Below are 24,332 nucleotides of genomic sequence, written 5' to 3'. Positions count from 1 at the left end.
CCTGCTCGCGATAGCGGTGTGTCAGCCAGCAAAAAGGTGACTGATACACCGCTATCGCGAGCAGGCTCGCTCCCACAGGGATTTTTGTTCAGTTCGGGTTGAACGGATAGGGTTGTTTCCACCGCTCGAAGATCGGTTTCAACCGGCCGCTTTTCACCAGGATTTCCATGCGCTCATCGAACAACGCCATCAATGCGCGGGCCTTGGGCGTATCGGCGAAGCACAGGTAGAGCGGCAATTCCGCAATATGGGTGCGACGAAACTGCGTCGGATCCTTGGCCCACTTCAGGATGTAGTCGACTTCAGTCAGCGCATCGATGTAGTAGTCGGCACGGTTACGGGTCAGCATCGACAAAATTCCGGTGCGCCGCACGACCTCGTTATAGCGCTGCACGTCGGGGAGGTATTTCTGGAGCTCATAACCGCGGACCCAGGCCAGTCGATAATTGCCCAGGGTTTCCGGGGTCGGCGCCGGGTTACTGGCCAGGCCCAGAGCGTAGATGTGATCGGTATCGTAATTCCAGCGTGGATAAAGTACATCGCTGGCCTCGTCACGATACGAACCGACACAGGCATCCACTTCACCACGCTGGGCCAGGCCCACGGCGCGGGTGTAAGGCTCGGTTCGAATGTCCAGTTTGACGCCGGCCGGCTCGAACACTTCCCGCAGCACGTCCCAACCCAGGCCATGCCCGTCAGCGGCGGTGTAGTCTTCCCACTCTTCACTGGCCAGATGGATCACGGAGGGCGTCGTCGTGGCATCGCCCGCCTGGGCGAACGAACAAAACATGGCGAACACCATCACAGCCAACCAGCGCCGAGCCATCCTTAGTCCCCTGTCTCGCCCCTCAGGCGAAAATCCATACCAGCCCCTGCATCGCCAACCACGCAAACACACCTGCCAATACGTCATCGAGCATGATCCCGACGCCACCGTGCACATGCCGATCGATCCAGTGGATCGGCCAGGGCTTGAGAATGTCGAAGAAGCGGAACACCACGAACCCCGCCAGCAACCAGTACCAGCCTTCCGGCACCAGCCACAGGGTGATCCACATCCCGACCATTTCGTCCCAGACGATGCCTTCGTGGTCGTGCACCCGCAGATCGTCGGCGACCTTGCCGCACAGCCAGAAGCCGAACAGCATGGTGACGCCGAGCATCAGCCAGTAACCCCAGTCGGGCAGCATCTGCCACAACGGGATAAAGGGTAGCGCAACTAACGAACCCCAGGTGCCCGGTGCTTTTGGCAAGGTGCCCGAACCGAAGCCGAACGCCAGGAAATGCCATGGATTGCGCCAGACCGAAGGCGGTACGAATTCCGCCGGGACCTGTTTGGGATGATCTGTCACGGTGTCTCCCGAAAATGTTGATAGCCCCGGGTTTGCGGGGTGATGTCTTGTCCAGCGGCATCCAGCAACACAACGCCCTGCCCGACCACCACACGTCCGACCACATGGATCGGCCAGCCGGCGGCCAGCAACGCGGGCAATTCGACGGACGGCAGGGTGAAGGCCAGTACATAGTCGTCGCCACCACTCAGGGCCGCGTCTTCAGCACCCGACTGGCCGAGGAAGGCGACTAAAGCGTTCGACAGCGGTAAGCGGTCGCGTTCAACCTGAATGCCGATATTCGACGCCAGGGCGATATGCCCGCAGTCCGCGAGCAGGCCGTCGGAGATGTCCAGCGCCGAAGTGGCCTTGCCACGCAGCGCCTGACCCAATGCCAGTTGCGGCTGCGGCGACCAGTAATGGGCCAGCAATGGATCGGCGATGGCGGCTTCAGCCGTCCGCTGCCCCAATACCAGCGGCAAGGCACCCGCCGCATTGCCCAGCTCACCGCCCACGCAAAGCAAATCACCGGGCTGCGCACCGCGGCGGGTCAACGCCTTGCCGGCCGGCACACGACCGAACACGGTCATGGTCAGGCTCAGCGGCCCGCGCGTGGTATCGCCGCCCACCAGCGCCACACCACAGCGCTGCGCCATGAGGTTCAAACCACGGGCGTAAGCGTCCAGCCAATCGGCAGTTACCGTTGGCAAAGTCAGGGCAAGGGTAAAGGCAACAGGGGTGGCGCCCATGGCGGCCAGATCACTGACAGCTACAGCCAGCGAACGCTGACCGAGCAGAAACGGGTCGCAAGGATCTGCGAAATGCACGCCGGCAACCAGCGTGTCGGTGGAAATCGCCAACTGCTCCCCGGGGGGAACAGCGAGCAAGGCGCAGTCATCGCCGATCCCGAGGGCAACGCCTTCGCCGCCTTGCGCACAGGGCGCGGCGGCGAAGAAGTTACGGATCAGCTCAAACTCGCCCATGGCAGCTGCAAGCGCTTGTTAGCGCTTGAACGCCTTCACTTCAGCTTCACGCAGACGCGGGGCCAGCTTGTCGAGTACACCGTTGACGAATTTGTGGCCGTCGGTGGAACCGAAGACTTTCGCCAATTCGATACCTTCGTTGATCACAACGCGGTAAGGGACGTCGACACGCTCAAGCAGTTCCCAGGTAGACAGGCGCAATACCGCCAGTTCAACCGGGTCCAGCTCTTCGATGGTCAGGTCCAGGCAAGGCTTGAGAGCGGCGTCGATCTTGTCCTTCTGCGCTGGAACCCCGTGCAGGATTTCACGGAAGTAGGCGCCGTCGACATCGCTGAAATCGTTATCGACCCGAAACTGCGCTTCGATCTCGTTCAGCGACTGCTTGGCCATGTGCCATTGGTACAGCGCCTGAGTCGCGAGCTGACGGGCTTCGCGACGCTTGACGCTTTTCGATGGCTTGCCGGCATCCGCAGGCTTTGGATCGCGCGGGTTAAAACGATCGCTTTCGTCGCTAATCACTTGGCCTCCAACTGCGCCAGCAGGCTGACCATTTCCAGAGCGGACAGGGCAGCTTCGGCACCTTTGTTACCGGCCTTGGTGCCGGAACGTTCGATGGCTTGTTCGATGGAATCAACGGTCAGGACGCCGAAAGCGACCGGAACGCCGAACTCCATGGACACCTGGGCCAGGCCCTTGGTGCATTCGCCTGCCACGTATTCGAAGTGCGGAGTGCCGCCACGAATGACCGCGCCCAGGGCGATGATTGCCGCGTACTCGCCCTTCTGAGCGACTTTCTGCGCAACCAGCGGGATTTCGAAGGCGCCAGGCGCGCGGATGATGGTGATGTCGCTTTCGCTTACGCCGTGGCGAACCAGGGCATCAACTGCACCGCTGACCAGACTTTCAACGACGAAGCTGTTGAAACGGCCCACTACCAAAGCGTAGCGGCCTTTAGGGGCGATGAAGGTACCTTCGATGGTCTTCAGGGTCATTCGTTAGATCTCTTAAAGAGCCGGGACGCGTTTTCTACGCGTCCCTCGGTGATGTGTTAGCCGCGAATAAAGGACTGGAAACAACCGGTCATTATTCGGAGGGCACGTATTCTACAACTTCCAGATCGAAACCGGATATCGCATTAAATTTCATTGGCGCAGACATCAGGCGCATTTTGCGCACGCCGAGGTCTCGAAGAATCTGCGAACCGGCACCGACGATGCTGTAGGTGGTCGGTTTTTTCACGGCAGTCTGATCCGCAGTTTCACGGATGTGCGCCAGTAACACGTCACCATCGAGCGGGTGACCGAGCAACAGCACCACGCCGCTGCCGGCCTCAGCTACCGCGGCCATGGCGGCGCGCAGGCTCCAGCGGCCCGGTTGCTTGACCATCAGCAGGTCGCGCAGCGGGTCCATGTTGTGTACGCGAACCAACGTCGGTTCTTCAGCGCACACGGTGCCCAGGGTCAGGGCCATGTGCACGTCGCCTTCCACGGAATCACGATAGGTCACCAGGTTGAACTGGCCCAGTTCGCTGTCCAACGGCTGCTCGGCAATCCGCTGAACGGTACGTTCGTGGATCATCCGGTAGTGAATCAGGTCGGCGATGGTGCCGATCTTGATGTTGTGTTCGGCCGCGAAAGCTTCGAGCTCGGTGCGACGGGACATGGTGCCGTCGTCGTTCATCACTTCGCAGATCACACCGCTTGGCTCGAAACCGGCCATGCGCGCCAGGTCACACGCCGCTTCGGTGTGGCCAGCGCGCGCCAGGGTGCCGCCGGCCTGGGCCATTAGCGGGAAAATGTGGCCGGGGCTGACGATGTCTTCAGCCTTGGCGTCTTTCGCCGCAGCCGCTTGCACGGTGCGCGCGCGGTCGGCAGCGGAGATGCCGGTGGTCACGCCTTCGGCCGCTTCGATGGACACGGTGAACTTGGTGCCGAAGCCGGAACCATTGCGCGGCGCCATCAATGGCAGCTTGAGCAGTTCGCAGCGCTCACGGCTCATCGGCATGCAGATCAGGCCACGGGCGTGCTTGGCCATGAAGTTGATGTGTTCGGCCTTGCAGCACTCGGCGGCCATGATCAGGTCGCCTTCGTTCTCGCGGTCTTCGTCATCCATGAGGATGACCATCTTGCCTTGGCGGATGTCTTCAACCAGTTCTTCGATGCTATTGAGCGCCACAAGGCACCCCCCTTCTTTCGAAATTAGAGCTCAGGATTTGAGGTAGCCGTTTTGGGCCAGAAAGCTTTCAGTAATGTTGCTGGAGGCTGGCTCTGCGGCCTTGTCGCCCAACAACAGGCGCTCCAGATAACGGGCAAGCAAGTCGACTTCCAGATTCACCCGGCGACCTGGCTGATACGACGCCATGATGGTTTCGCTCAGGGTGTGCGGAATGATCGTCAGCAGGAACTCGGCGCCATCCACCGCGTTCACGGTCAGGCTGGTGCCGTCGACGGTGATCGAGCCTTTATGGGCGATGTACTTGGCGAGTTCTTTCGGCGCACGGATGCGGAATTCCACAGCTCGGGCATTCTCGGTACGAGCAACCACTTCGCCCACGCCATCGACATGACCGCTGACCAGATGCCCGCCGAGGCGAGTGGTCGGGGTCAGGGCTTTTTCCAGGTTCACCGGGCTGCCGCTTTTCAGGTCATTCATCGCGGTGCAATCGAGGGTTTCGCGACTGACGTCCGCCGCGAAGCCATTGCCCGGCAATTCAACGGCGGTCAGGCACACGCCGTTGACCGCGATGCTGTCGCCCAGTTTGACGTCGCTCAGGTCGAGCTTGCCGGTTTCTACGTGGACCCGCACATCTCCGCCTTTTGGGGTCAATGCACGAATACTGCCGATGGATTCGATGATGCCGGTAAACATGGAGTCCTCCTCGAGAACAAAGCCGTCGCGTGGCGCAGGCCGGGAATTATACGCTCGCCGCCGGCGCAGGAATGGCGATGACTCGCCAGTCATCGCCAACCGCGCGAATTTCGGTGATTTTGAGCTCGGGCGCGTCTTTCATTTGCTCGAGCGGCCAGTCCAGTAACGGGCGAGCCGAAGAACCCAGAAACTTGCCGGCGATGAAAATCTGGAATTCATCCACCAGACCTTGCTGGGCAAAAGCCCCCGCCAGACGCGGCCCTGCTTCGACCAACACTTCGTTGACCCCACGATTGGCCAGTTCGACCAGTAGCTTGCGCAGGTCAACCAAGCCATCTTCGCCGGCCACGATCAGGCATTCGGGACCGTTGGCGTATTGCTCTTCGATCGCCATGCAGGTGGCGACCAACGCAGGCCCAGCCTTGAAGAACGGTGCATCGAGCGGCACGCGCAAACGGCCGTCGATCAGTACGCGCAGCGGCGGACGGCTCATGGCCAGGGCCGTTTGCTCGGCGTCCAGGCCCAGTTCATCGGCGCGCACGGTCAATCGGGCGTTGTCCGCCAAGACCGTGTCGGCGCCGGTCAGCACCACGCTGGCCTGGGCGCGCAGACGTTGTACCGCCGAACGCGCGGCCGGGCCGGTGATCCATTGGCTTTCGCCGCTCTCCATCGCCGTGCGACCGTCCAGGCTCATGGCCAACTTCACCCGCACGAACGGCAAGCCGTGTTCCATGCGCTTGAGGAAGCCTTCGTTGAGCTTGCGCGCCTCGCCTTCCAGCACACCGCTTTCGATAGCGATGCCCGCCTGGGCCAGGCGCTGCATGCCGCGACCGGCCACCGACGGATTCGGATCCTGCATCGCCGCGACGACCCTTGCGAGGCCGGCATTCACCAGCGCATCTGCACAGGGTGGAGTGCGGCCGTGATGGCTGCACGGTTCGAGGGTCACGTACGCCGTGGCGCCACGGGCCTTGTCACCAGCGGCGCGCAGGGCATGGACTTCAGCGTGGGGCTCACCGGTGCGGACATGCCAGCCTTCGCCGACAATCTGCCCGTCCTTCACAATCACACAGCCAACACGCGGGTTGGGGTGCGTCGTGTAATGACCTTTGCGCGCCAGTTCAAGGGCGCGAGCCATGTAATGGGCGTCGAGGATGGCTTGTTCTGGGGAAGTGGTCATTCTTTCACCGGCTCACGGGCCAGGCGATCGATCTCTTCGCGAAACTCGTTGAGGTCCTGGAAGCGGCGATACACGGAGGCGAAACGAATGTAGGCGACTTCGTCGAGCTTTTGCAGCTCGGCCATCACCAGTTCACCAACCACGAGGGATTTGACCTCGCGCTCACCGGTGGCGCGCAGTTTGTGCTTGATGTGCACCAGCGACGATTCGAGGCGCTCGACACTCACCGGGCGCTTCTCCAGCGCACGCTGCATGCCGGCGCGAAGTTTTTCTTCGTCGAAGGGCTGACGGCTACCGTCGGTTTTGATCAGGCGCGGCAACACCAGTTCGGCAGTCTCGAACGTCGTGAAACGCTCGCCGCAGGCCAGGCATTCACGCCGGCGGCGCACCTGTTCGCCCTCGGCGACCAGACGCGAGTCGATGACCTTGGTGTCGTTGGCACCGCAGAAGGGACAGTGCATGGTGGCAGGCAACAAAAAAAGGGAGGGCCATGGTAGCGCATCCCCGTGGCAAGACAAGCCATAGGGTTTACGGTATACAGACGGGCTATATGCCTGATTCATGGATTTCACCTTGCTGGAGCCGCAAATGTCCCTAAGACCGCTCGTCTTGCTCAGTCTTTTCAGCCTGCTGGTGGCCTGCAGCAGCGATGCGCCCAAGCCCCAGCCGCCGACGCCAGGGCCAGCCCCGCAGGCGGCGCAGAAAAAAGCCAAGGAGTCGGCCAACCTCGGCCCGCTGCCCGCGTATCAGCGTGAACTGAGCGGCACCCTGCAAGGCGTGCCGGCCGGTGCCGAAGTCGAACTGGCGCTGCTAGTGATCGATGCCCAGGACCGCCCGCAACAATTGCTCGCCAGTTCAAGCCTGATCGGCACCAATCAGATTCTGCCATTTCACCTGCGCTTCAACCCGGAATCGTTCCCGGCCGGCGTTCGCGTTGAATTGCGCGGGCGTGCCAGCCAATCCGGACAGTTGATTTTGCATTTGCCGTCGCAGGTCATTACCCAACCGACGACCCAGGCCCTTGGCCAGCTGCAATTCGTCAAAGCGCCATGATTGCACCGCTCGACCTGCAACAGGCGTTGGGTGAACTGCTCGGTGATGCGCAGCTGGTGCCTGTCGCATTGCCCGATACCGAGCTGAAACTCTGGCTGATCGACGGTGACAACATGGACCGCGCCTTCAGCCCGGAAGAAACCCGGCGGATTCTGCATGAGCCGCCGTACTGGAGTTTCTGCTGGGCCAGCGGTTTGGCAGTGGCCCGCTATCTCGCCGAATTTCCGGAGTGGGTCAAAGGCAAGCGGGTGCTGGATTTTGGCGCCGGTTCCGGGGTGGCGGGGATTGCGGCGGTGAAGGCTGGGGCGCTGGAGGTGGTGGCCTGTGACCTCGACCCGCTGGCGATTGCGGCGTGTCGGGCGAATGCTGAACTCAATGAAGTGGAGCTGAGCTACTCGTCGGACTTTTTCGCCGAAGCGGATCGGTTTGATCTGATTCTGGTGGCGGACGTGCTGTACGACCGGGCGAATCTGCCGCTGCTTGATGAGTTTTTGAGTCGTGGCAAGGAGGCGCTGGTGGCGGATTCGCGGGTGAGGGATTTTCGTCACCCGTTGTATCAACGCATCGAAATGCTCGAAGCGATGACCCTGCCGGATCTGGCCGAGCCTGAAGAGTTTCGGTATGTGAGCCTCTACCACGCGCGCCGCTAGCTAAAAGCATCGCCAGCAGGCTGGCTCCCACACTGGATCTATGTCACACCGAAAAATCCCTGTGGGAGCGAGCCTGCTCCGGGCGGCGTTCCGACGATAGCGTTCTGTCAGGCAACACATCACCAACAGCCACCCCGCTTCCGGCCGCCCCCCGTCAAGCCGTATAGTTGCCCCATTCACGCTTCCAAGAGATCCCCCATGAGTCAGGAAACGCCGTACATCTTCGACGCCACGACCGCTGATTTCGACCAGTCGGTGATCGAGAACTCTTTCCACAAACCGGTGCTGGTGGATTTCTGGGCCGAATGGTGTGCGCCCTGCAAAGTGCTGATGCCAATGCTGCAGACCATCGCCGAGAGCTATCAGGGCGAGTTGCTGCTGGCCAAGGTCAACTGCGATCTCGAACAGGACATCGTCGCCCGTTTCGGCATTCGCAGCCTGCCGACCGTGGTGCTGTTCAAGGACGGTCAGCCGGTGGACGGTTTTGCCGGCGCGCAGCCGGAATCGGCGGTGCGGGCGATGCTTGAGCCTCACGTACAAATGCCGCCGCCAGCAGCAGCTGATCCGTTCGAACAGGCCCTGGCCCTGTTCGACGACAGTCGTTTCGCCGACGCCGAAGCCGCGCTCAAAGTGCTGCTGGGCGAAGACAACACCAACGCTGGCGCATTGATTCTCTACGCCCGTTGCCTGACTGAACGGGGCGAACTGAGCGAAGCGCAAACCGTGCTCGATGCGGTGAAAAGCGACGAGCACAAAGCCGCGCTGGCCGGCGCCAAGGCGCAGATCCAGTTCCTTGGCCAAGCCAAGGATTTGCCGGATGCCGCAGACCTGAAAGCGCGCCTGGCGAAAAACCCGCAGGACGATGAAGCGGTGTATCAACTGGCAATGCAGCAGTTGGCCCGCCAACAGTACGACGCCGCGCTGGATGCGTTACTGAAACTGTTTGTGCGCAATCGCAGCTACAGCGAAGGCTTGCCGCACAAGACCTTGCTGCAAGTGTTCGAACTGCTGGGCAATGATCACCCGCTGGTGACTACCTACCGCCGCAAGTTGTTTGCTGCGCTGTATTAAACAGCGCCGATCCAGCTGTAGAGCGGCGTATCCCCGCCGCTCGTCACCTTCACATCAGCGCAATGGCGCAAACGCACCAACAGGCGTTTGCCCGACGACGCGCTGCCGGTCAGTCCTTCCAGCTGATCCAGCAAATCCGGCCCACTCAATTGCCCGGCCTTGCGCAGCAGGTCTTTGGCGACCTGCCACAGCGCATCATCCTGATTCACCGGTTTGGCCGGGGCGACACTGGCCTCAGGCTTGACCACCTGCAACTGCGCGCCAAGCCGCGCCCAGTCGCCGTCATCCATCTCCAACGTCAAATCCACCGGCCAATCGCCGATGCTTCCGCGAATTCGCAACATAGGTCTGCTCCCGCACATTTCTGACTTGCATGCTCCCATGTGACTTGCGCAACGCCAAGCAGACGGTCAAACTCCCCGCACTTTCGTTATAAGATTACATAACAAATTCTTCATTTTACTTTCGGAGACCCGCCATGCGCCGTCTGCTTCTCGCTCTGCCGTTTGCCCTGTTGCCGCTGGCCTTCGCCCACGCTGCTGAAGAACATGATCATGACCACGATCATGAACACGGCAGCCTCAGCGCCCACGAACATGGCGTCGGTCGCCTGAACGCGGCGCTGGACGGTCAGACCCTGGAGCTGGAACTGGAAAGCCCGGCGATGAACCTGGTGGGCTTCGAACACGCCGCTACCTCCGACGCCGACAAGGCCAAGGTTGCTGCCGCTCGTGCACAGCTGGAAAAACCGCTGGTGCTGTTCAATCTGCCGAAAGCCGCAGGCTGTGTGGTGGCGACCCAGGAACTGGAAAGTCCGTTGTTCGGTGACAAGCCAGATGCTGATCACGATGAAGATGCCAAAGACGAACATCACCACGATCACAGCGAAATCCACGCCCACTACCAATTCACCTGCTCGGCCCCGGGCGCGCTGAAAACCCTGGACCTGGTGAACATATTCAACACCTTCCCGGCCACCCAGAAGATTCAGGTACAACTGATCAGCCCGAGCGGGCAGCAAGGGGTTGAAGTGACGGCAAAGGCTGCCGCCCTCAAGTTTTAAATCCATCGGAAATCCCCTGTGGGAGCGAGCCTGCTCCGGGCGGCGTTCCGACGATGAGGCCCTGACATTCAACATCTTTGTTGTCTGACACACCGCTATCGCGAGCAGGCTCGCTCCCACAGGGAGGTGTGTTGGATTTGAGATTGAGACAAGTAACTAAACCCAATGAAACCGGCGCCATGACCCAAGCACTCATCGAACTGTCCGACCTGGGCTTCAGCTGGCCCGGTCACCCGCCGCTGCTGGATATCCCGGCGTTTCGCCTGGAGCCCGGTGAAACCCTGTTCCTCAAAGGCCCCAGCGGCAGTGGCAAGACCACCCTGCTCGGCCTGCTGGGCGGTGTGCAGAAGCCCGATCGCGGCAGCATTCGCCTGCTGGGCCAGGAACTGACCGAACTCGGCGCCGGCGCGCGTGACCGCTTTCGCGTCGATCACACCGGCTACATTTTTCAGCAATTCAACCTGCTGCCGTTTCTCTCGGTGCGCGAGAACGTCGAACTGCCCTGCCACTTCTCCAGGCTGCGCGCCGAACGGGCGAAACAGCGCCACGGCAGTGTCGACCAGGCCGCAGCCACCCTGCTCGCCCACTTGGGCCTGAAGGATGAAAGCATCCTCAGCCGCCGCGCCGATTCGCTGTCCATCGGTCAACAGCAACGGGTCGCCGCCGCGCGCGCGTTGATCGGTCAGCCGGAATTGGTGATCGCCGACGAACCGACTTCGGCGCTGGACTACGACGCTCGCGAAAACTTCATTCGCCTGCTGTTCGCCGAATGCCGTGAAGCCGGCTCGAGCCTGTTGTTCGTCAGCCACGACCAAAGCCTCGCGCCGCTGTTCGATCGCCACTTGTCGCTGGCCGATCTCAATCGCGCCGCCACCCCGTCCGAGGTCTGAGATGTATTTGTTTCGTCTTGCCATGGCCAGTCTGGCTAATCGCCGTTTCACCGCGATCCTCACCGCGTTCGCCATTGCCCTGTCGGTCTGTCTGCTGTTGGCCGTGGAACGGGTGCGCACCGAAGCCAAAGCCAGTTTCGCCAGCACCATCAGCGGCACTGACCTGATCGTCGGCGCCCGTTCCGGCTCGGTGAACCTGTTGCTGTACTCGGTGTTCCGCATCGGCAACGCCACCAACAACATCCGCTGGGACAGCTTCGAACACTTCGCCAACAACCCGAAAGTGAAGTGGGCGATCCCGATGTCCCTCGGTGACTCCCATCGCGGTTACCGCGTGATGGGCACCACCGAGGCGTACTTCGAGCACTACCAGTACGGTCATCAACAACACTTGGAATTGGCCGACGGTCGCGCCTTCGCCAGCGACCCGTTCGAAGTAGTACTCGGTGCCGAGGTGGCGGATGCGCTGCACTACAAACTCGGCGACAAACTGGTGTTGGCTCATGGTGTGGCGGTGATCAGCCTGGTCAAACACGACGACAAACCGTTCACCGTGGTCGGCATTCTTAAACGCACCGGCACCCCGGTGGACCGCACGTTGCACATCAGCCTTGGTGGCATGGAAGCGATTCACGTCGACTGGCACAACGGTGTGCCGGCCCAGGGCAAAGGCCGGATCAGCGCCGATCAGGCGCGCAACATGGACCTGACGCCACAAGCGATCACCGCGTTCATGCTCGGCCTCAACAGCAAGATTTCGACCTTCGCCGTTCAGCGTGAAATCAACGAATTCCGTGGCGAGCCGATGCTGGCGATCCTGCCCGGCGTGGCGCTGCAGGAGTTGTGGAGTTTGATGAGCACAGCGGAAAAAGCCTTGTTCGTGGTCTCGCTGTTTGTGGTGCTGACCGGTTTGATCGGCATGCTCACGGCGATCCTCACCAGCCTCAACGAACGACGCCGAGAGATGGCGATTCTGCGCTCGGTCGGCGCCCGGCCGTGGCACATCGCGACGTTGCTGGTGCTGGAGGCGTTTGCCCTGGCGCTGTCGGGCGTGATCGCCGGATTGGGGCTTTTGTACGTGGGCATCGCGTTGGCCCAGGGTTATGTGCAAGCCAATTACGGCTTGTTCCTGCCACTCGCCTGGCCCAGTGAATATGAATGGACGCTGCTCGGTGGCATCCTGATCGCCGCGTTGCTGATGGGCAGCGTGCCGGCCTGGCGCGCGTATCGCCAATCTTTGGCCGATGGCCTGTCAATCCGACTATGAGGACGTTAATGATGCCCCGCGCCTTGCTTGCGCTGTTGATGCTGGTCGCCCTGCCGCTGTGGGCGGCCGAGCCGAAAGAACTGACCTGGTCGGAAATGATCCCGCCGGACGCCGCACCGGAAGTGCCGAACATGACACCGCTGCATGACCTGTCGCAGATGGGCAACGCGCTGGCCGCTGAATCGGCGCCGGCCGCCAAGCAGGACATGCCCAATGCGCCGGTGGTGAAAAGCCTCGACGGGCAGAACATTCGCCTGCCGGGTTACATCGTGCCGCTGGAAGTGAGCGAGGAAGGCCGTGCCACGGAGTTTTTGCTGGTGCCGTATTTCGGCGCCTGCATCCATGTGCCGCCACCGCCGTCGAATCAGATCGTGCATGTGAAAAGCGAAGTGGGCGTGAAGCTCGATGAGCTGTATCAGCCGTACTGGATCGAGGGGGCGTTGCAGGTCAAAGCGTCGAGCAGCGAGCTGGCGGATGCGGGGTATCAGATGGAGGCGGACAAGATTTATGTGTATGAACTGCCGGAGTGAATCCGGGAGTCATGTGTTGTTTGATCGATAGTCATCGCTAGCAGGCTAGCGATGAAGTCCTCAAAAACACCCGCAAACCCAAGCCCATCACTGTTTCATTGAGCTGCATCAAAAGACCGTATCAGACGCCTCCGTACCATTGGACATCGAACATTTTTAACGTCCTTTGGAGCCCCCATGTACAAGTCCGCGCTCTGCGCTTCGCTGCTTGCCCTCGCGCTCGCAGCCCCGCTCGCCTATGCCCATGAAGCTGGCGACATCATCGTTCGTGCCGGTGCAATCACCGTCAACCCGAAAGCCGACAGCTCCAGCGTCAAGGTCGACCAAGGCCCGCTGGCCGGCGCCGACCTGGGTGGCAAGGCCACCATGAGCAGCGACACGCAACTGGGCCTGAACTTCGCCTACATGATCGACAGCCACTGGGGGATCGAGCTGCTGGCCGCCTCGCCGTTCGAACATGACGTGAAGCTAAAAGGCACCGCCCTCGGCGCGGCCAACGGCAAACTCGGCACCCTCAAACACCTGCCGCCGACCTTGAGCGTTGTGTACTACCCGCTGGACGGGAAGTCCGCGTTTCAGCCCTACGTTGGCGCCGGTATCAACTACACCTGGATCTACGACGAGCACGTCGGCAGCGAAGCGCAGGCCAACGGCTTCAGTAACTTCAAGGCGAAAAACTCCTGGGGCATGGCGTTCCAGGTCGGCGCCGACTACATGCTGACCGACAACGTGATGATCAACGCCCAGGTGCGCTACATCGACATCGATACCCGCGCGACCGTTGAGAACAACGCGGTTGCACCGGGCACCCGGGCCAAGGTGAATGTGGATGTTGATCCGTTTATCTACATGGTTGGCCTGGGCTACAAGTTCTAAGAAGCATTTGAATGGCTTTTGTGGCGAGGGAGCTTGCTCCCGCTGGGCTGCGAAGCAGACCCTGGATTGATGGCGACCGCTGCGCAGTCGAGCGGGAGCAAGCTCCCTCGCCACAGGGTTCGCGTCGGTAGAAAGTACGAGACCGAAAAAAGGCGCCTCGAAAGGCGCCTTTTTCATGGCTGCAGAAACCTCAGCGTCCCAACAACCGCGCAAGCCCGACACTCATCGGTGTCTGCTCAGGGTAGGTAAAGCGCTCCAGCAATCGCCGGTTGTTCGCCCGCGAATGACGGATGTCACCAGAACGTGCCGGGCCATAACTCACCGGTGGCAATTGACCGACCACCGCCTGCAACGCTTCAAGCATTTGCTTGAGAGAGGTCGCCTGGTTCCAGCCGACGTTTACCGCGCCAACTTCAACCTGCGGCAGCTCGATGGCTTGCACCAGCAGGCCCACCAGATCCTCGACGTACACGAAATCACGCGTCTGCTCGCCATCGCCAAACACGGTGATGGGCAGGCCTTTCTGCGCACGCTCGCTGAAAATGCTGATCACGCCGGAATACGGCGAGGACGGGTCCTGACGCGGACCGAAAATGTTGAAGAAACGGAAAATCACCGGCTCCAGTTCATGCTGGCGACGGTAGAAATCGAAGTAATACTCGCTGGCCAACTTGTCCGACGCATACGGGGTCAACGGCGCCTTGGGCGTGTCTTCATCGATCGACTCGCCTTCGCCATTGTTGCCGTAGACCGCCGCACTGGAGGCGTACAACACTCGCTTGACGCCAGCCTGGCGCATGGCTTCGCAGACATTCAGCGAACCGACGAAATTGCTCCGGTGAGTCTTCACTGGATCGTCCACCGAGGCCTGCACCGACGCCACCGCCGCCAGATGCGCCACGGCGCTGCAACCGACCATCGCCTGCGCCACCAGCGCAGCATCGGCGACGTCGCCCACAACCAGCTCGACCTTGGGATTGCCCAGCGGCAGGTTGCTGCGTTTGCCGGTGGACAGGTCATCGAGAATGCGCACCGAATGGCCCTTGGCGAGCAAGGCATCGGTCAGATGCGAGCCGATGAAACCGGCGCCGCCGGTGATTAAAACAGGGCCGTCAGCCATGGCGATAGAACCTATCCAGTAAGCCCGGGAGTGCCGCGCGCCAGGCGCGGGGCTTGATCCCGAACGTGTGAAGAATTTTCTTGCAGGCCAATACCGCGTGTTGCGGCTCTTCGGCGGCGTCCGGGCGCGCGGCATGAGCCTGGGCGGTCGGCGCTTCGATGGCCAGCGGATGCAGGCTGCGTGCTTCAGTCAGGATCGCCTGACCCAGCGCCAGCGGCGTCGTCGCCTCGTGCCCGGCGTAATGATAGGTGCCCCACAGCGGTGCTGCACAATCAAGTTGCTTGAGCACCGAAATGATCACCCGCGCCGCGTCGTCGACCGGGGTCGGGTTGCCCCGGCGGTCGTCAGCCAGCAGCAGTTCTTCAGGTTGTTCGGCGCGACCGAGGAAACGCCCGAGGGTGCCGTCAGGGCTGTCATCGAGCAGCCAGCCGAAGCGCAGCAGCACGTGTTGCGGACAGGTGGCGCGCACGCTTTGTTCGATCCGCCACAAGGCCTGACCGCGCAAGCCCAGCGGCACCGGTTCGTCTTTTTCGCTGTAGGCGGTCGCCCGGGAGCCGTCGAATACGCGATAGCTCGACGGTTGCAGCAGCACGATGTTGTGATGCTGGCACAGCTCGGCCAGACGCTCGATCGCCCGCTCCTGCCCGGCCAGACGCTGCTCGCTGACCGTCTCCGCCTGAAACCAGTCGAAGTAGTAGGCGAGATTGATCAGCGCGTCCGGGCGGGTGTCGTCGAGCAGTTGCGTCAGGCTCGCGGCATCCCAGCCGTCTTGCGGTGGGCGGGGGGCGAGGAAGCCGATGTCTTCCTCCGCACCGAGGCGAATCAGCGCCTGCCCAAGGGCATTTCCGCCGCCCAGTAACATAAGGCGCATTCGCATAGAGTCAGCAGGCCCAGTCTGATTGGAACGATGGCTTTATCGACAGCGCCCGCAGGCCATGTCGTTGATAGTTGCCGGAATCGTTGCATTTTGCGGGTTTAGTGCGCAACCGTCATCCGTAAAGTGTAGATCCCTTGGTTAACTGCGGCCCCTGCGGCCCCTGTGGCGAGGGAGCTTGCTCCCGCCGGCCGATCCGCGCCCGGGCGAAGCAGTCGTAAAATCGGGCGGTTCGGAGTGTCAGGATGAACTGGGAGGCAGGTTTTGGGGCTGCTGCGCAACCCAGCGGGAGCAAGCTCCCTCGCCACAAGGACGGCGATAAACCGAGCGGTACTTGCAACTTCCTATCCCCACCCGCATAAATTACCCCATGAATCTGCCCATCCCCACGGACGCGGCCCTGGCAGGCTTCCACCCCGCCGTCAGCGCCTGGTTCCACAACACGTTCCCGTCGGTCACCGCCGCCCAGGCCCGGGCGTGGCCGTTGATCCGCCAGCACCGTTCGACCCTGATCGCCGCGCCCACCGGTTCCGGCAAAACCCTCACGGCATTCCTCGCGGTCATTGACGACCTGGTCCATCGCGGACTGGAAAACGAGGGCGGGTTGCCCGACAAAACCCTGGTGGTCTACGTTTCACCGCTCAAAGCCCTGTCCAACGACATCCAGATCAACCTGCAAAACCCGCTGGCCGGCATCACAGAGCAATTGCGCGTCATGGGCCTGCCCGAATTACGGATCAACACCGCCGTGCGCACCGGCGACACGCCGCAAAAAGACCGCTCGGCCATGCGCCGCACGGCGCCGCACATTCTGGTGACCACCCCGGAATCCCTTTACGTGCTGCTCGGTTCCGACTCCGGCCGGCAGATGCTCGGCACCACTCGCACGGTGATCGTCGACGAAATCCATGCCATCGCCGCCAGCAAACGCGGCAGCCATTTGGCCCTGAGCCTCGAACGATTGCAGGCGCTGTGCGCGGTCCCGCTGATGCGCATCGGCCTGTCCGCCACGCAGAAACCCATTGAAGCGGTCTCACGCTTCCTCGTGGGTCGTGATCGTGAGTGCGAAATCATCGACATCGGCCACGCCCGCCCGCGGGATCTGGACATCGAAGTCCCGCCAGTGCCGCTATCGGCAGTGATGGCCAACGATGTCTGGGAATTGGTCTACGACCGCCTCGCCATTCTCGCCCGCGAACACCGCACCACGCTGGTTTTCGTCAACACCCGGCGCCTGGCCGAGCGCCTGAGCCGGCATTTGAGCGAGCGTCTCGGCAAAGAGGCCGTGGCCGCGCATCACGGCAGCCTGGCCAAGGAGTTTCGCCTCGACGCGGAGCAACGACTCAAGCGCGGCGACCTGCAAGTGCTGATCGCCACGGCATCGCTGGAGCTGGGGATCGACATTGGCGACGTCGACCTGGTGTGCCAGATCGCCTCGCCGCGCTCGATTGCCGGGTTTCTGCAACGGGTCGGCCGATCCGGGCACCAGGTCGGCGGCACGCCCAAGGGCCGTTTGTTCGCCACCACCCGCGATGACCTGATCGAATGCGCCGCCCTGCTCGACTGCGTGCGCCGTGGCGAACTCGACACCTTGCAGATTCCCAAGGCGCCGCTGGACGTGCTGGCGCAGCAGATCATCGCCGAGGTCAGCTGCCAGGAATGGCAAGAACAGGCATTGCTGGAGATGTTCCGCAAAGCCTCGCCGTACGCCGGACTCGACGAAAAACATTACCAGGCGCTGCTACACATGCTCGCCGAGGGTTACAACGGCCGGCAGGGCATCCGCAGCGCTTACCTGCACCGCGACGCCGTGACCCGTACGTTGCGCGGTCGCCGGGGCAGCAAACTGACGGCCGTGACCAGCGGCGGAACCATCCCGGACAACGCCGATTACAGCGTACTGCTCGAACCTCAGGGGCTGAACATCGGCAGCGTCAACGAAGACTTTGCGGTGGAAAGCATCGCCGGGGATATCTTCCAGCTGGGCAATACGTCGTATCGAATCCTGCGCGTCGACACCGGCAAGGTCCGGGTCGAGGACGCCCAGGGCCAGCCGCCGACCATTCCGTTCTGGCTCGGTGAAGCACCCGGTCGCAGTGCAGAATTGTCATTCGCCGTGGCGCGCCTGCAAGCGCAGCTCGACGACCTGCTCGGCGCCACGCCGGGCAACTTGCAGCCGGCCATCGACTGGCTGACCGACACCCTCGGCCTGAACCTGGCCAGCGCCGAGCAGCTGGTGGATTACCTGGCTCGCGCGCGCCTGACGTTGGGCGCCCTGCCGTCGCAAGACACGCTGCTGATGGAGCGTTTTTTCGACGAGTCCGGCGGCACACAATTGATCATCCACACGCCGTTCGGCAGTCGCATCAACCGCGCCTGGGGCCTGGCCCTGCGCAAGCGTTTCTGCCGCACTTTCAACTTCGAATTGCAGGCCGCCGCCAGCGAAGACGCGATCGTGCTGTCGCTGTCCACCAGCCACAGCTTTGAACTCGATGACGTCTGGCGTTACGTGCACAGCAACACGGCCGAACACCTGCTGATCCAGGCAATCCTCGATGCGCCGCTGTTCGGTGTTCGCTGGCGCTGGAATGCCGGGGTTGCCTTGGCGCTGCCACGCTATACCGGCGGGCGCAAAGTCGCGCCGCAGATCCAGCGGATGAAAAGCGAGGACCTGATCGCCAGCGTGTTTCCCGACCAGATCGCCTGCGTGGAAAACCTCGCCGGCGAACGTGAAGTGCCCGAACATCCGCTGGTGGAACAAACCCTCGACGATTGCCTGCACGAAGCCATGGACAGTGAAGGCTGGCTGGCGTTGTTGCGGCGCATGGAACGCGGCGATGTGCGGCTGATCAGCCGCGATTTGCCGGCGCCCTCGCCACTGGCAGCGGAAATCCTCAGCGCCCGCCCCTACACTTTTCTCGACGATGCGCCGCTGGAGGAGCGCCGCACCCAAGCGGTGCTTAACCGGCGCTGGACCGACCCGCAGTCCACCGACGACCTCGGTGCGCTGGACGCCGAAGCGATTCAAGCAGTGCGTGACGAAGCCTGGCCAACACCTACAAGCGTCGATGAAATGCACGAAGCCTTGATGAGCCTCGCGTGCATCGCCGATACCGAGGCGCAGGCCAATGTGCATTGGTTGGACTGGCTGAACGCCCTCGCTGAAAGCGGCCGCGCCAGCCGTTTGCAGATTAATGCCGAGCAATCGCTGTGGCTGGCGCTGGAGCGGTTGACCCTTGTGGGCGCGGTTTATCCACAGGCGACTTTGCAGCCACCGCTGGCGGCGCTGCCAGGGTTCGATGAAGTCTGGGAGCCGGATGAGGCGCTGCTCGAAGTGATTCGCGCGCGGCTCAGCGCGTTTGGTCCGCTGCCATTGCAAGCGATTGCTGCCCCCTTGGGATTGCCGGCCATTGAAGTCACCCAGACGTTGGCACAACTGGAACGCGAAGGTTATGTGCTGCGCGGCCAATTCACCCCGGGAGCCAGTGAGGATGAATGGTGCGAGCGGCATCTGCTGGCGCGAATTCATCGCTACACGGTCAAGCGTCTGCGGCGGGAAATCGAGCCGGTGGCGTTGCAGGATTTCATGCGCTTTCTGTTCGACTGGCAGCATTTGTCCGCCTCGACTCAAGGCCAGGGCAACGCGGTATTGCCAGCCATCGTCGCGCAGTTCGAAGGCTATCCCGCCGCTGCTTCAGCGTGGGACAGCGACATTCTGCCAATGCGCATCAAAGGCTATTCGGCGAGTTGGCTGGACGATCTGTGTCGCAGCGGCAAACTGGTCTGGACGCGCCTGACCGCGCGCAACAAAACCGCCGGCACGGCGCTGCGCAGCACGCCGATTCTGTTATTGCCGCGCACACAGGTCGGGTTGTGGAGCAGCTTGACCGAGCAGACCCCGGTCAGCGAACTGTCGCCCAAGACGCAAAAGGTTTACGAAGCCCTCAGCCAACACGGCGCGCTGTTTTTCGATGAGTTGATTCACGAGGCTCATCTGTTGCGCGCCGAACTGGAAATCGCCTTGCAGGAACTGGTCGGCGCAGGACTTGTGAACGCCGACAGTTTCGCCGGCCTGCGAGCGCTGATCACCCCGGCCAGCAAACGGCAGAACCGCAGCAGCCGACGCGGGCGTGGGGCGTTTGTCGGCGGGATGGACGATGCCGGGCGCTGGGCCTTGTTGCGACGCGGTCCCGCTGCACCGGTTGTGGATAACAAACGACCGGCGCCGACGCCGAGCGACACCCTGGAACACATCGCCATGACCTTGCTTCGGCGCTACGGCGTGGTGTTCTGGCGCTTGCTGGAGCGGGAAGCCGATTGGTTGCCGAGCTGGAGGGAATTGCTGCGCACGTTCCACCGGCTGGAAGCGCGGGGGGAGATTCGCGGTGGGCGGTTTGTCAGTGGTTTGGCCGGCGAGCAATTTGCGTTGCCTGAGGCGATTCCGTTGCTGCGCGAAGTACGGCGCCGACCGCATGACGGGACCTTGATTGCGGTGTGCGGGGTGGATCCGCTGAACCTGGCCGGGACGTTATTGCCCGGCGCGAAAGTGCCGGCGCTGGCGAGTAATCGGCTGGTGTATCGGGATGGGTTGCCGGTGGCGGCGGAGATTGCCGGGAAGCAGGTTTACTGGGTGGAGCTGGATCAGCAATTGGCTGCTGAACTACACAGCAAACTGATCCGGCATTGAGGGTGTCTGGACTGTCCCCATCGCGAGCAGGCTCGCTCCCACATTGGATTTGTGTACACCGCAGGCCCCCTGTGGGAGCGAGACCGGCTTGCCGGCGATGAGGCCATCAGCAACACCACAAAATCATTGAGTGCGAGGCTGATCCGGCAATAACACCGGCGAATTCTCCGGCGCCGGTCCGTCGTCTTCCTGCCCGGCCATCACATGCTTCGGCATTAAAACCTGCTGTGGATAAGTCTGCGCGAAATGCACCCACGGGCTGTTATCCACAAGCTTTTTCAAGCGCTGGTTAAACGCCCGGCTGACCGCGTATTGCCCACCCGACACCGTGCGGAACTGCGCCGTCAGCACCACGCCGTTGAGGTCCATTTTGTCGACGCCAAACACGTCCAGCGGCCCTTGCAGGTTGTACTTGAGAAACGCGTCCTCACGGATCGAATCCCCCGCCTCCCGGATCAGCTCGATCGCCTTGTCGACATCGGTGTCGTAGGTGAACTGCACCGAAAAAAACGCATAGGCGAACTGCCGCGATTGGTTGGTCACAGCCTTGATCTGCCCGAACGGCACCGAGTGCACAAAACCCTTGCCGTCGCGCAGGCGCAAGGTGCGGATGGTCAGACCCTCGACCGTGCCGGCGTGGCCGGAATCGAGCACCACCCAGTCGCCAATCGACAAGGTGTCTTCGATGATGATGAACAACCCGGTGATCACGTCCTGCACCAGTTGCTGTGAACCGAAACCGATGGCCAGACCGACCACCCCGGCACCGGCCAGCAACGGCGCGACGTTGATTCCCAGGTTGGCCATGGTGGTAATCGCGCAGATCACCACCAGGATGATTTTGATCGCGTTGCGCAACAGCGGCAGGATGGTTTTGACCCGCGTACTGGGCTGCGCCGTGCGTTTATTGACTGGCGGTTTCAGCGCTTCCTGGATCGCCGTATCGAGCACCACCCACAGCAACCAGGTCACCAGAAAGATCAGGCCCATGCTGCTCAACGACTCACTGATCGCCCGGCCCACCGAGTTGCGCTCGGCGAATTCGAACAGCGACACGCCCCAGATCCGCCCGAGGATTTCGATGAAGGCAACGGCCATGACGATCCGCAGCAACGCATGCAGCAGACTGAGAAAACGCTCTTTGTAGGCACTGCTGCGCTGGATCGCTTCGGCCTTCCGCGACTTGAACATGTGCTGGAAAATCGTGCTGAGGAACACCGTGGCGATCAGCAAAATGGTGGTGAACAACGCGCAGCGCAGTGCCTTCTGATTGTCCTCGCCGACGCCGATCAGGTTGATCGCCGACACCAGCACCATCAGCAGGATCGGCCAATACCAGAGCCCGGAAAAGATCCGCAGCGATTCTTGCAGCGACGGTTGTTTGAGGCGCTGGGCCAAGGGCCGGTTACGGATCAGATGCGCCACCGGACGCCTCAGACGAATCACCAGTAATCCGAAGATGATCGAGGCGAAAAACCCGGTGAACACCGCCACGCTGCTGGTGATGTTGCCGCCCAGTTGCCGGGCGATTTGCGGGCTGGTCAAGGCATCGCTCAGCGCCGCGAGGAAGCCGATCAGGAACAGTGGTCGAGGGCAGTAATCGCGAATGATCTGTACCGCCGGGCGCTTGTGGCCGGTGTTGAACATGACAATTACGCAAAGCAGCATCGACGTCGAAAAAATGCCGCTGCTGGTGGCGTAGGCAAAACACAGTGCCAGGGCACGGCCTACCGAGTTGGGTAAAAAGTGGCTGACGTACAAGGTGAGCGGAAGGCAGATGAGCGCTGGAAGTGTGTAAGGCAACACATAGCCGAGCAGGTCCTGACTGCGTTGCCGCGTTCGCAGGAAACGCCCCAGGCTCAGGCGTTTATCCAGCAGGCCGCCGAGCACCGTGAGCAAGGCAAAAGCGCCGAGCCAGACGCCTGAGAGCAACAGGAAGTCGCCGACGACACTCATCGGCGATCGAGAGGATCGCTGATTCACCAGTTTGTCCACTTCATCCGCCGCCCGATCGGCCCGCAGGCGCCAGGCGCCGACCAGGTCTTCGTTGAGGTCGAGCTTTTCCTGAACGTCGTCGATGCTGGAGCTGATGGCCCCGAGCAGACCGCCCTGGACCAGTGGCTCAGGCTTTGCCGGTTCCTCGGCTGCGGCGGGAACACCCGGCAACGTGGCGGCCTCCAGCTCGTTGCTGCCCAGAAACAGCAACGCCCCCAGTAGTATCGCGGTCTTGAACTTGAGCAAAACGGGAAGCTCCTTGGGAAGGGTCTGTAAGGAACTGATCGGCAAATGGCGGGCAAGTTCGGTTTTCACCGCGATAAAACCAGCCAGCATTGGCCCCTGTGGCGAGGGAGCTTGCTCCCGCTGGGGTGCGAAGCGCCCCCAAAAACATGCAAACCAGAGATCTCCAGGTACACCGCGCTGTAGGGCTTTGCGACTGCTGCGCAGCCGGGCGGGAGCAAGCTCCCTCGCCACAGGATGTCATTTGCCTGCGAGATATTTGACCTCAGCGCAAATATCAAATGCCCATCCCTCTATTTTTCCGCACAACCCAAACCCCGACACTGCGCTCCATCAATCAAACCCTCCGGAGTTGCAGTCATGCCCATTGCCTTGCTCGCGCTGACCCTCAGCGCCTTTGCCATCGGGACGACCGAGTTCGTCATCGTTGGCCTGTTACCCACCATCGGTGCCGACCTCGGTGTCAGCCTGCCGTCCGCCGGCCTGCTGGTCAGCCTTTACGCCTTGGGCGTTGCCATCGGCGCCCCCGTGCTGACTGCCCTGACCGGCAAAATCCCGCGTAAATTGCTGCTGTTGTCGCTGATGGTCCTGTTCACCCTCGGCAACTTGCTGGCGTGGCAAGCCCCCAGCTACGAATCGCTGATCCTGGCGCGGATCGTCACCGGCCTGGCCCACGGGGTGTTTTTCTCGATTGGCTCGACCATCGCCACCAGCCTGGTGCCGAAGGAAAAAGCCGCCAGCGCTATCGCGATCATGTTCACCGGCCTGACCGTGGCGCTGGTTACCGGTGTGCCGCTGGGGACCTTCATCGGCCAGCATTTCGGCTGGCGTGAAACCTTCCTCGCCGTGTCTGCGCTGGGTGTTATCGCCTTCATCGGCAGCCTGCTTTACGTGCCGAAAAACATTGCCCACAGCAAACCCGCTTCGCTGTTGCAGCAATTGCAGGTGCTCAAGCAACCGCGCCTGCTGCTGGTGTATGCCATGACTGCGGTGGGTTACGGCGGTTCGTTCATCGCTTTCACCTTCCTCGCGCCGATTCTTCAGGACATTTCCGGTTTCAGCGCCAGCACCGTCAGCCTGGTGTTGCTGGTCTACGGCATCTCGGTGGCCGTCGGCAACATTTGGGGCGGCAAACTGGCGGATAAGCGCGGCCCGATCAGCGCGCTGAAAATCATCTTCGCCCTGCTCGCTGCCGTGTTGTTCGTGCTGACGTTCACCGCCGGCAACCCATGGCTGGCGCTGGCCACCGTGCTGGTCTGGGGCGCGGTGGCGTTCGGTAACGTGCCGGGTCTGCAAGTGTATGTGGTGCGTCAGGCCGAACATCACACCCCGCATGCGGTGGACGTGGCGTCGGGGCTGAACATCGCGGCGTTCAACCTTGGCATCGCCGGTGGTGCGTGGGGTGGTGGTTTGATCGTTGCGCACATGGGTTTGATCCACACGGCGTGGATTGGCGGGCTGGTGGTGTTGGTGGCGCTGGCGCTGACGATGTGGAGTGGGCGTCTTGACCGACTCGGCCCGGTCTATGCCGAGAGCTCAACACGCATCGTCGCCAGCCACTGAGTCCCCCTTGTAGGAGCCGGCTTGCTGGCGATAGCGGTGTGTCAGTCACATAGATGTTGAATGTGCCATCGCTATCGCCAGCAAGCCG

23 protein-coding genes are annotated in these 24,332 nt (G+C 61.9%); 10 read left to right on the top strand and 13 right to left on the bottom strand.

All coding sequences use genetic code 11. The features are described 5' to 3' along the window. Window positions 1-88 precede the first annotated feature (88 nt). The 9 genes from ACRC4F_RS31215 to nrdR all read right to left on the bottom strand — a co-directional run bounded on the left by ACRC4F_RS31215 (window position 89) and on the right by nrdR (window position 6,823). Entirely contained in the window at window positions 89-826 is a 738-nt protein-coding gene (locus tag ACRC4F_RS31215; protein ID WP_438662754.1) for a substrate-binding periplasmic protein, read from the bottom strand. Between the two features lie 22 nt (window positions 827-848). Further along, window positions 849-1,352: a phosphatidylglycerophosphatase A family protein gene (locus tag ACRC4F_RS31210; RefSeq protein WP_438662753.1), complete on the bottom strand. Its 504-nt coding sequence runs from the start codon at window positions 1,350-1,352 to the stop codon at window positions 849-851. Continuing rightward, window positions 1,349-2,314, bottom strand: a complete 966-nt coding sequence (gene thiL, locus ACRC4F_RS31205; RefSeq protein ID WP_438662752.1) for a thiamine-phosphate kinase — start codon at window positions 2,312-2,314, stop codon at window positions 1,349-1,351. Before thiL ends, ACRC4F_RS31210 begins: the two co-directional genes overlap by 4 nt. Window positions 2,315-2,332: 18 nt before the next feature. Beyond that, window positions 2,333-2,833, bottom strand: coding sequence for a transcription antitermination factor NusB (nusB, locus tag ACRC4F_RS31200; protein ID WP_008033741.1), 501 nt, complete (start codon window positions 2,831-2,833; stop codon window positions 2,333-2,335). Then, window positions 2,830-3,306, bottom strand: coding sequence for a 6,7-dimethyl-8-ribityllumazine synthase (gene ribH, locus ACRC4F_RS31195; protein ID WP_003185938.1), 477 nt, complete (start codon window positions 3,304-3,306; stop codon window positions 2,830-2,832). Before ribH ends, nusB begins: the two co-directional genes overlap by 4 nt. A 91-nt stretch (window positions 3,307-3,397) precedes the next feature. Continuing rightward, on the bottom strand, window positions 3,398-4,489 hold the full coding sequence (ribBA, locus tag ACRC4F_RS31190) for a bifunctional 3,4-dihydroxy-2-butanone-4-phosphate synthase/GTP cyclohydrolase II (protein WP_109635198.1): 1,092 nt from the start codon (window positions 4,487-4,489) through the stop codon (window positions 3,398-3,400). A gap of 30 nt (window positions 4,490-4,519) precedes the next feature. After that, a complete protein-coding gene (locus ACRC4F_RS31185; RefSeq protein ID WP_438662751.1) occupies window positions 4,520-5,182 on the bottom strand; it encodes a riboflavin synthase in 663 nt (220 codons plus the stop codon). Window positions 5,183-5,228: 46 nt separating this feature from the next. After that, window positions 5,229-6,362: a bifunctional diaminohydroxyphosphoribosylaminopyrimidine deaminase/5-amino-6-(5-phosphoribosylamino)uracil reductase RibD gene (ribD, locus tag ACRC4F_RS31180; protein WP_438662750.1), complete on the bottom strand. Its 1,134-nt coding sequence runs from the start codon at window positions 6,360-6,362 to the stop codon at window positions 5,229-5,231. Next, window positions 6,359-6,823 (bottom strand): transcriptional regulator NrdR, encoded by a 465-nt coding sequence (nrdR, locus tag ACRC4F_RS31175; RefSeq protein WP_003228656.1) that lies wholly within the window; start codon window positions 6,821-6,823, stop codon window positions 6,359-6,361. Before nrdR ends, ribD begins: the two co-directional genes overlap by 4 nt. Window positions 6,824-6,950: 127 nt before the next feature. Between nrdR and ACRC4F_RS31170 the strand changes: the two genes are divergently transcribed. The 3 genes from ACRC4F_RS31170 to trxA all read left to right on the top strand — a co-directional run bounded on the left by ACRC4F_RS31170 (window position 6,951) and on the right by trxA (window position 9,136). Further along, window positions 6,951-7,415 (top strand): YbaY family lipoprotein, encoded by a 465-nt coding sequence (locus tag ACRC4F_RS31170; protein WP_438662749.1) that lies wholly within the window; start codon window positions 6,951-6,953, stop codon window positions 7,413-7,415. Further along, window positions 7,412-8,065 carry a class I SAM-dependent methyltransferase gene (locus tag ACRC4F_RS31165; RefSeq protein ID WP_438662748.1) on the top strand — a complete coding sequence of 218 codons (654 nt, stop codon included), beginning with the start codon at window positions 7,412-7,414 and terminating at the stop codon, window positions 8,063-8,065. The genes ACRC4F_RS31170 and ACRC4F_RS31165 overlap by 4 nt, the downstream gene beginning before the upstream one ends. Window positions 8,066-8,263: 198 nt before the next feature. Beyond that, window positions 8,264-9,136: a thioredoxin gene (trxA, locus tag ACRC4F_RS31160; RefSeq protein WP_438662747.1), complete on the top strand. Its 873-nt coding sequence runs from the start codon at window positions 8,264-8,266 to the stop codon at window positions 9,134-9,136. Here the strand turns inward: trxA and ACRC4F_RS31155 are convergent. After that, window positions 9,133-9,480, bottom strand: a complete 348-nt coding sequence (locus tag ACRC4F_RS31155; protein ID WP_438662746.1) for a hypothetical protein — start codon at window positions 9,478-9,480, stop codon at window positions 9,133-9,135. The two genes, trxA and ACRC4F_RS31155, sit on opposite strands and share 4 nt — an antisense overlap. 134 nt (window positions 9,481-9,614) lie before the next feature. Here ACRC4F_RS31155 and ACRC4F_RS31150 point away from each other — a divergent pair, with 134 nt between their 5' ends. The 5 genes from ACRC4F_RS31150 (at window position 9,615) to ACRC4F_RS31130 (ending at window position 13,762) form a co-directional block, all read left to right on the top strand. Further along, window positions 9,615-10,199: a DUF2796 domain-containing protein gene (locus ACRC4F_RS31150; RefSeq protein WP_438662745.1), complete on the top strand. Its 585-nt coding sequence runs from the start codon at window positions 9,615-9,617 to the stop codon at window positions 10,197-10,199. 179 nt (window positions 10,200-10,378) lie between these two features. Further along, entirely contained in the window at window positions 10,379-11,089 is a 711-nt protein-coding gene (locus tag ACRC4F_RS31145; protein WP_438662744.1) for an ABC transporter ATP-binding protein, read from the top strand. Between the two features lies 1 nt (window position 11,090). Further along, window positions 11,091-12,356, top strand: coding sequence for an ABC transporter permease (locus ACRC4F_RS31140; RefSeq protein WP_438662743.1), 1,266 nt, complete (start codon window positions 11,091-11,093; stop codon window positions 12,354-12,356). Between the two features lie 11 nt (window positions 12,357-12,367). Then, window positions 12,368-12,886: a DUF3299 domain-containing protein gene (locus tag ACRC4F_RS31135; protein WP_438662742.1), complete on the top strand. Its 519-nt coding sequence runs from the start codon at window positions 12,368-12,370 to the stop codon at window positions 12,884-12,886. Between the two features lie 177 nt (window positions 12,887-13,063). Continuing rightward, window positions 13,064-13,762: an OmpW/AlkL family protein gene (locus ACRC4F_RS31130; protein ID WP_438662741.1), complete on the top strand. Its 699-nt coding sequence runs from the start codon at window positions 13,064-13,066 to the stop codon at window positions 13,760-13,762. A gap of 190 nt (window positions 13,763-13,952) precedes the next feature. Here the strand turns inward: ACRC4F_RS31130 and ACRC4F_RS31125 are convergent, their stop codons facing one another. Beyond that, window positions 13,953-14,882, bottom strand: a complete 930-nt coding sequence (locus ACRC4F_RS31125; protein ID WP_438662740.1) for an NAD-dependent epimerase/dehydratase family protein — start codon at window positions 14,880-14,882, stop codon at window positions 13,953-13,955. Further along, complete coding sequence (locus ACRC4F_RS31120; RefSeq protein WP_438662739.1) at window positions 14,875-15,759, bottom strand: sugar nucleotide-binding protein; 885 nt, start codon at window positions 15,757-15,759, stop codon at window positions 14,875-14,877. Before ACRC4F_RS31120 ends, ACRC4F_RS31125 begins: the two co-directional genes overlap by 8 nt. A gap of 367 nt (window positions 15,760-16,126) precedes the next feature. Between ACRC4F_RS31120 and ACRC4F_RS31115 the strand changes: the two genes are divergently transcribed. After that, on the top strand, window positions 16,127-20,443 hold the full coding sequence (locus ACRC4F_RS31115; protein ID WP_438662738.1) for a DEAD/DEAH box helicase: 4,317 nt from the start codon (window positions 16,127-16,129) through the stop codon (window positions 20,441-20,443). 123 nt (window positions 20,444-20,566) lie between these two features. Here ACRC4F_RS31115 and ACRC4F_RS31110 read toward each other — a convergent pair whose 3' ends face one another. After that, the gene (locus ACRC4F_RS31110) at window positions 20,567-22,684 is read right to left on the bottom strand and encodes a mechanosensitive ion channel family protein (protein WP_438662737.1); all 2,118 of its coding nucleotides are present in this window, start codon (window positions 22,682-22,684) and stop codon (window positions 20,567-20,569) included. 357 nt (window positions 22,685-23,041) lie between these two features. Here ACRC4F_RS31110 and ACRC4F_RS31105 point away from each other — a divergent pair, with 357 nt between their 5' ends. Further along, window positions 23,042-24,244 (top strand): MFS transporter, encoded by a 1,203-nt coding sequence (locus ACRC4F_RS31105; RefSeq protein WP_438662736.1) that lies wholly within the window; start codon window positions 23,042-23,044, stop codon window positions 24,242-24,244. The last annotated feature ends 88 nt before the right edge of the window (window positions 24,245-24,332 follow it).

Origin of the sequence: Pseudomonas sp. (genome assembly GCF_051660785.1) — a bacterium.
Classification (GTDB): Bacteria; Pseudomonadota; Gammaproteobacteria; order Pseudomonadales; family Pseudomonadaceae; genus Aquipseudomonas.
Note: the sequence above shows the minus strand (reverse complement) of the source record. Positions and strands in the feature narration are given on the sequence as shown.

What these genes read in the sequence shown, in the direction of transcription:
- ACRC4F_RS31215 (WP_438662754.1), bottom strand. Translation starts at nt 826, where the DNA reads ATGGCTCGGCGCTGGTTGGCTGTGATGGTGTTCGCCATGTTTTGTTCG.
- thiL (WP_438662752.1), bottom strand. Translation starts at nt 2,314, where the DNA reads ATGGGCGAGTTTGAGCTGATCCGTAACTTCTTCGCCGCCGCGCCCTGT.
- ribH (WP_003185938.1), bottom strand. Translation starts at nt 3,306, where the DNA reads ATGACCCTGAAGACCATCGAAGGTACCTTCATCGCCCCTAAAGGCCGC.
- ACRC4F_RS31185 (WP_438662751.1), bottom strand. Translation starts at nt 5,182, where the DNA reads ATGTTTACCGGCATCATCGAATCCATCGGCAGTATTCGTGCATTGACC.
- ribD (WP_438662750.1), bottom strand. Translation starts at nt 6,362, where the DNA reads ATGACCACTTCCCCAGAACAAGCCATCCTCGACGCCCATTACATGGCT.
- nrdR (WP_003228656.1), bottom strand. Translation starts at nt 6,823, where the DNA reads ATGCACTGTCCCTTCTGCGGTGCCAACGACACCAAGGTCATCGACTCG.
- ACRC4F_RS31170 (WP_438662749.1), top strand. Translation starts at nt 6,951, where the DNA reads ATGTCCCTAAGACCGCTCGTCTTGCTCAGTCTTTTCAGCCTGCTGGTG.
- ACRC4F_RS31165 (WP_438662748.1), top strand. Translation starts at nt 7,412, where the DNA reads ATGATTGCACCGCTCGACCTGCAACAGGCGTTGGGTGAACTGCTCGGT.
- trxA (WP_438662747.1), top strand. Translation starts at nt 8,264, where the DNA reads ATGAGTCAGGAAACGCCGTACATCTTCGACGCCACGACCGCTGATTTC.
- ACRC4F_RS31155 (WP_438662746.1), bottom strand. Translation starts at nt 9,480, where the DNA reads ATGTTGCGAATTCGCGGAAGCATCGGCGATTGGCCGGTGGATTTGACG.
- ACRC4F_RS31150 (WP_438662745.1), top strand. Translation starts at nt 9,615, where the DNA reads ATGCGCCGTCTGCTTCTCGCTCTGCCGTTTGCCCTGTTGCCGCTGGCC.
- ACRC4F_RS31145 (WP_438662744.1), top strand. Translation starts at nt 10,379, where the DNA reads ATGACCCAAGCACTCATCGAACTGTCCGACCTGGGCTTCAGCTGGCCC.
- ACRC4F_RS31140 (WP_438662743.1), top strand. Translation starts at nt 11,091, where the DNA reads ATGTATTTGTTTCGTCTTGCCATGGCCAGTCTGGCTAATCGCCGTTTC.
- ACRC4F_RS31135 (WP_438662742.1), top strand. Translation starts at nt 12,368, where the DNA reads ATGCCCCGCGCCTTGCTTGCGCTGTTGATGCTGGTCGCCCTGCCGCTG.
- ACRC4F_RS31130 (WP_438662741.1), top strand. Translation starts at nt 13,064, where the DNA reads ATGTACAAGTCCGCGCTCTGCGCTTCGCTGCTTGCCCTCGCGCTCGCA.
- ACRC4F_RS31125 (WP_438662740.1), bottom strand. Translation starts at nt 14,882, where the DNA reads ATGGCTGACGGCCCTGTTTTAATCACCGGCGGCGCCGGTTTCATCGGC.
- ACRC4F_RS31120 (WP_438662739.1), bottom strand. Translation starts at nt 15,759, where the DNA reads ATGCGAATGCGCCTTATGTTACTGGGCGGCGGAAATGCCCTTGGGCAG.
- ACRC4F_RS31115 (WP_438662738.1), top strand. Translation starts at nt 16,127, where the DNA reads ATGAATCTGCCCATCCCCACGGACGCGGCCCTGGCAGGCTTCCACCCC.
- ACRC4F_RS31105 (WP_438662736.1), top strand. Translation starts at nt 23,042, where the DNA reads ATGCCCATTGCCTTGCTCGCGCTGACCCTCAGCGCCTTTGCCATCGGG.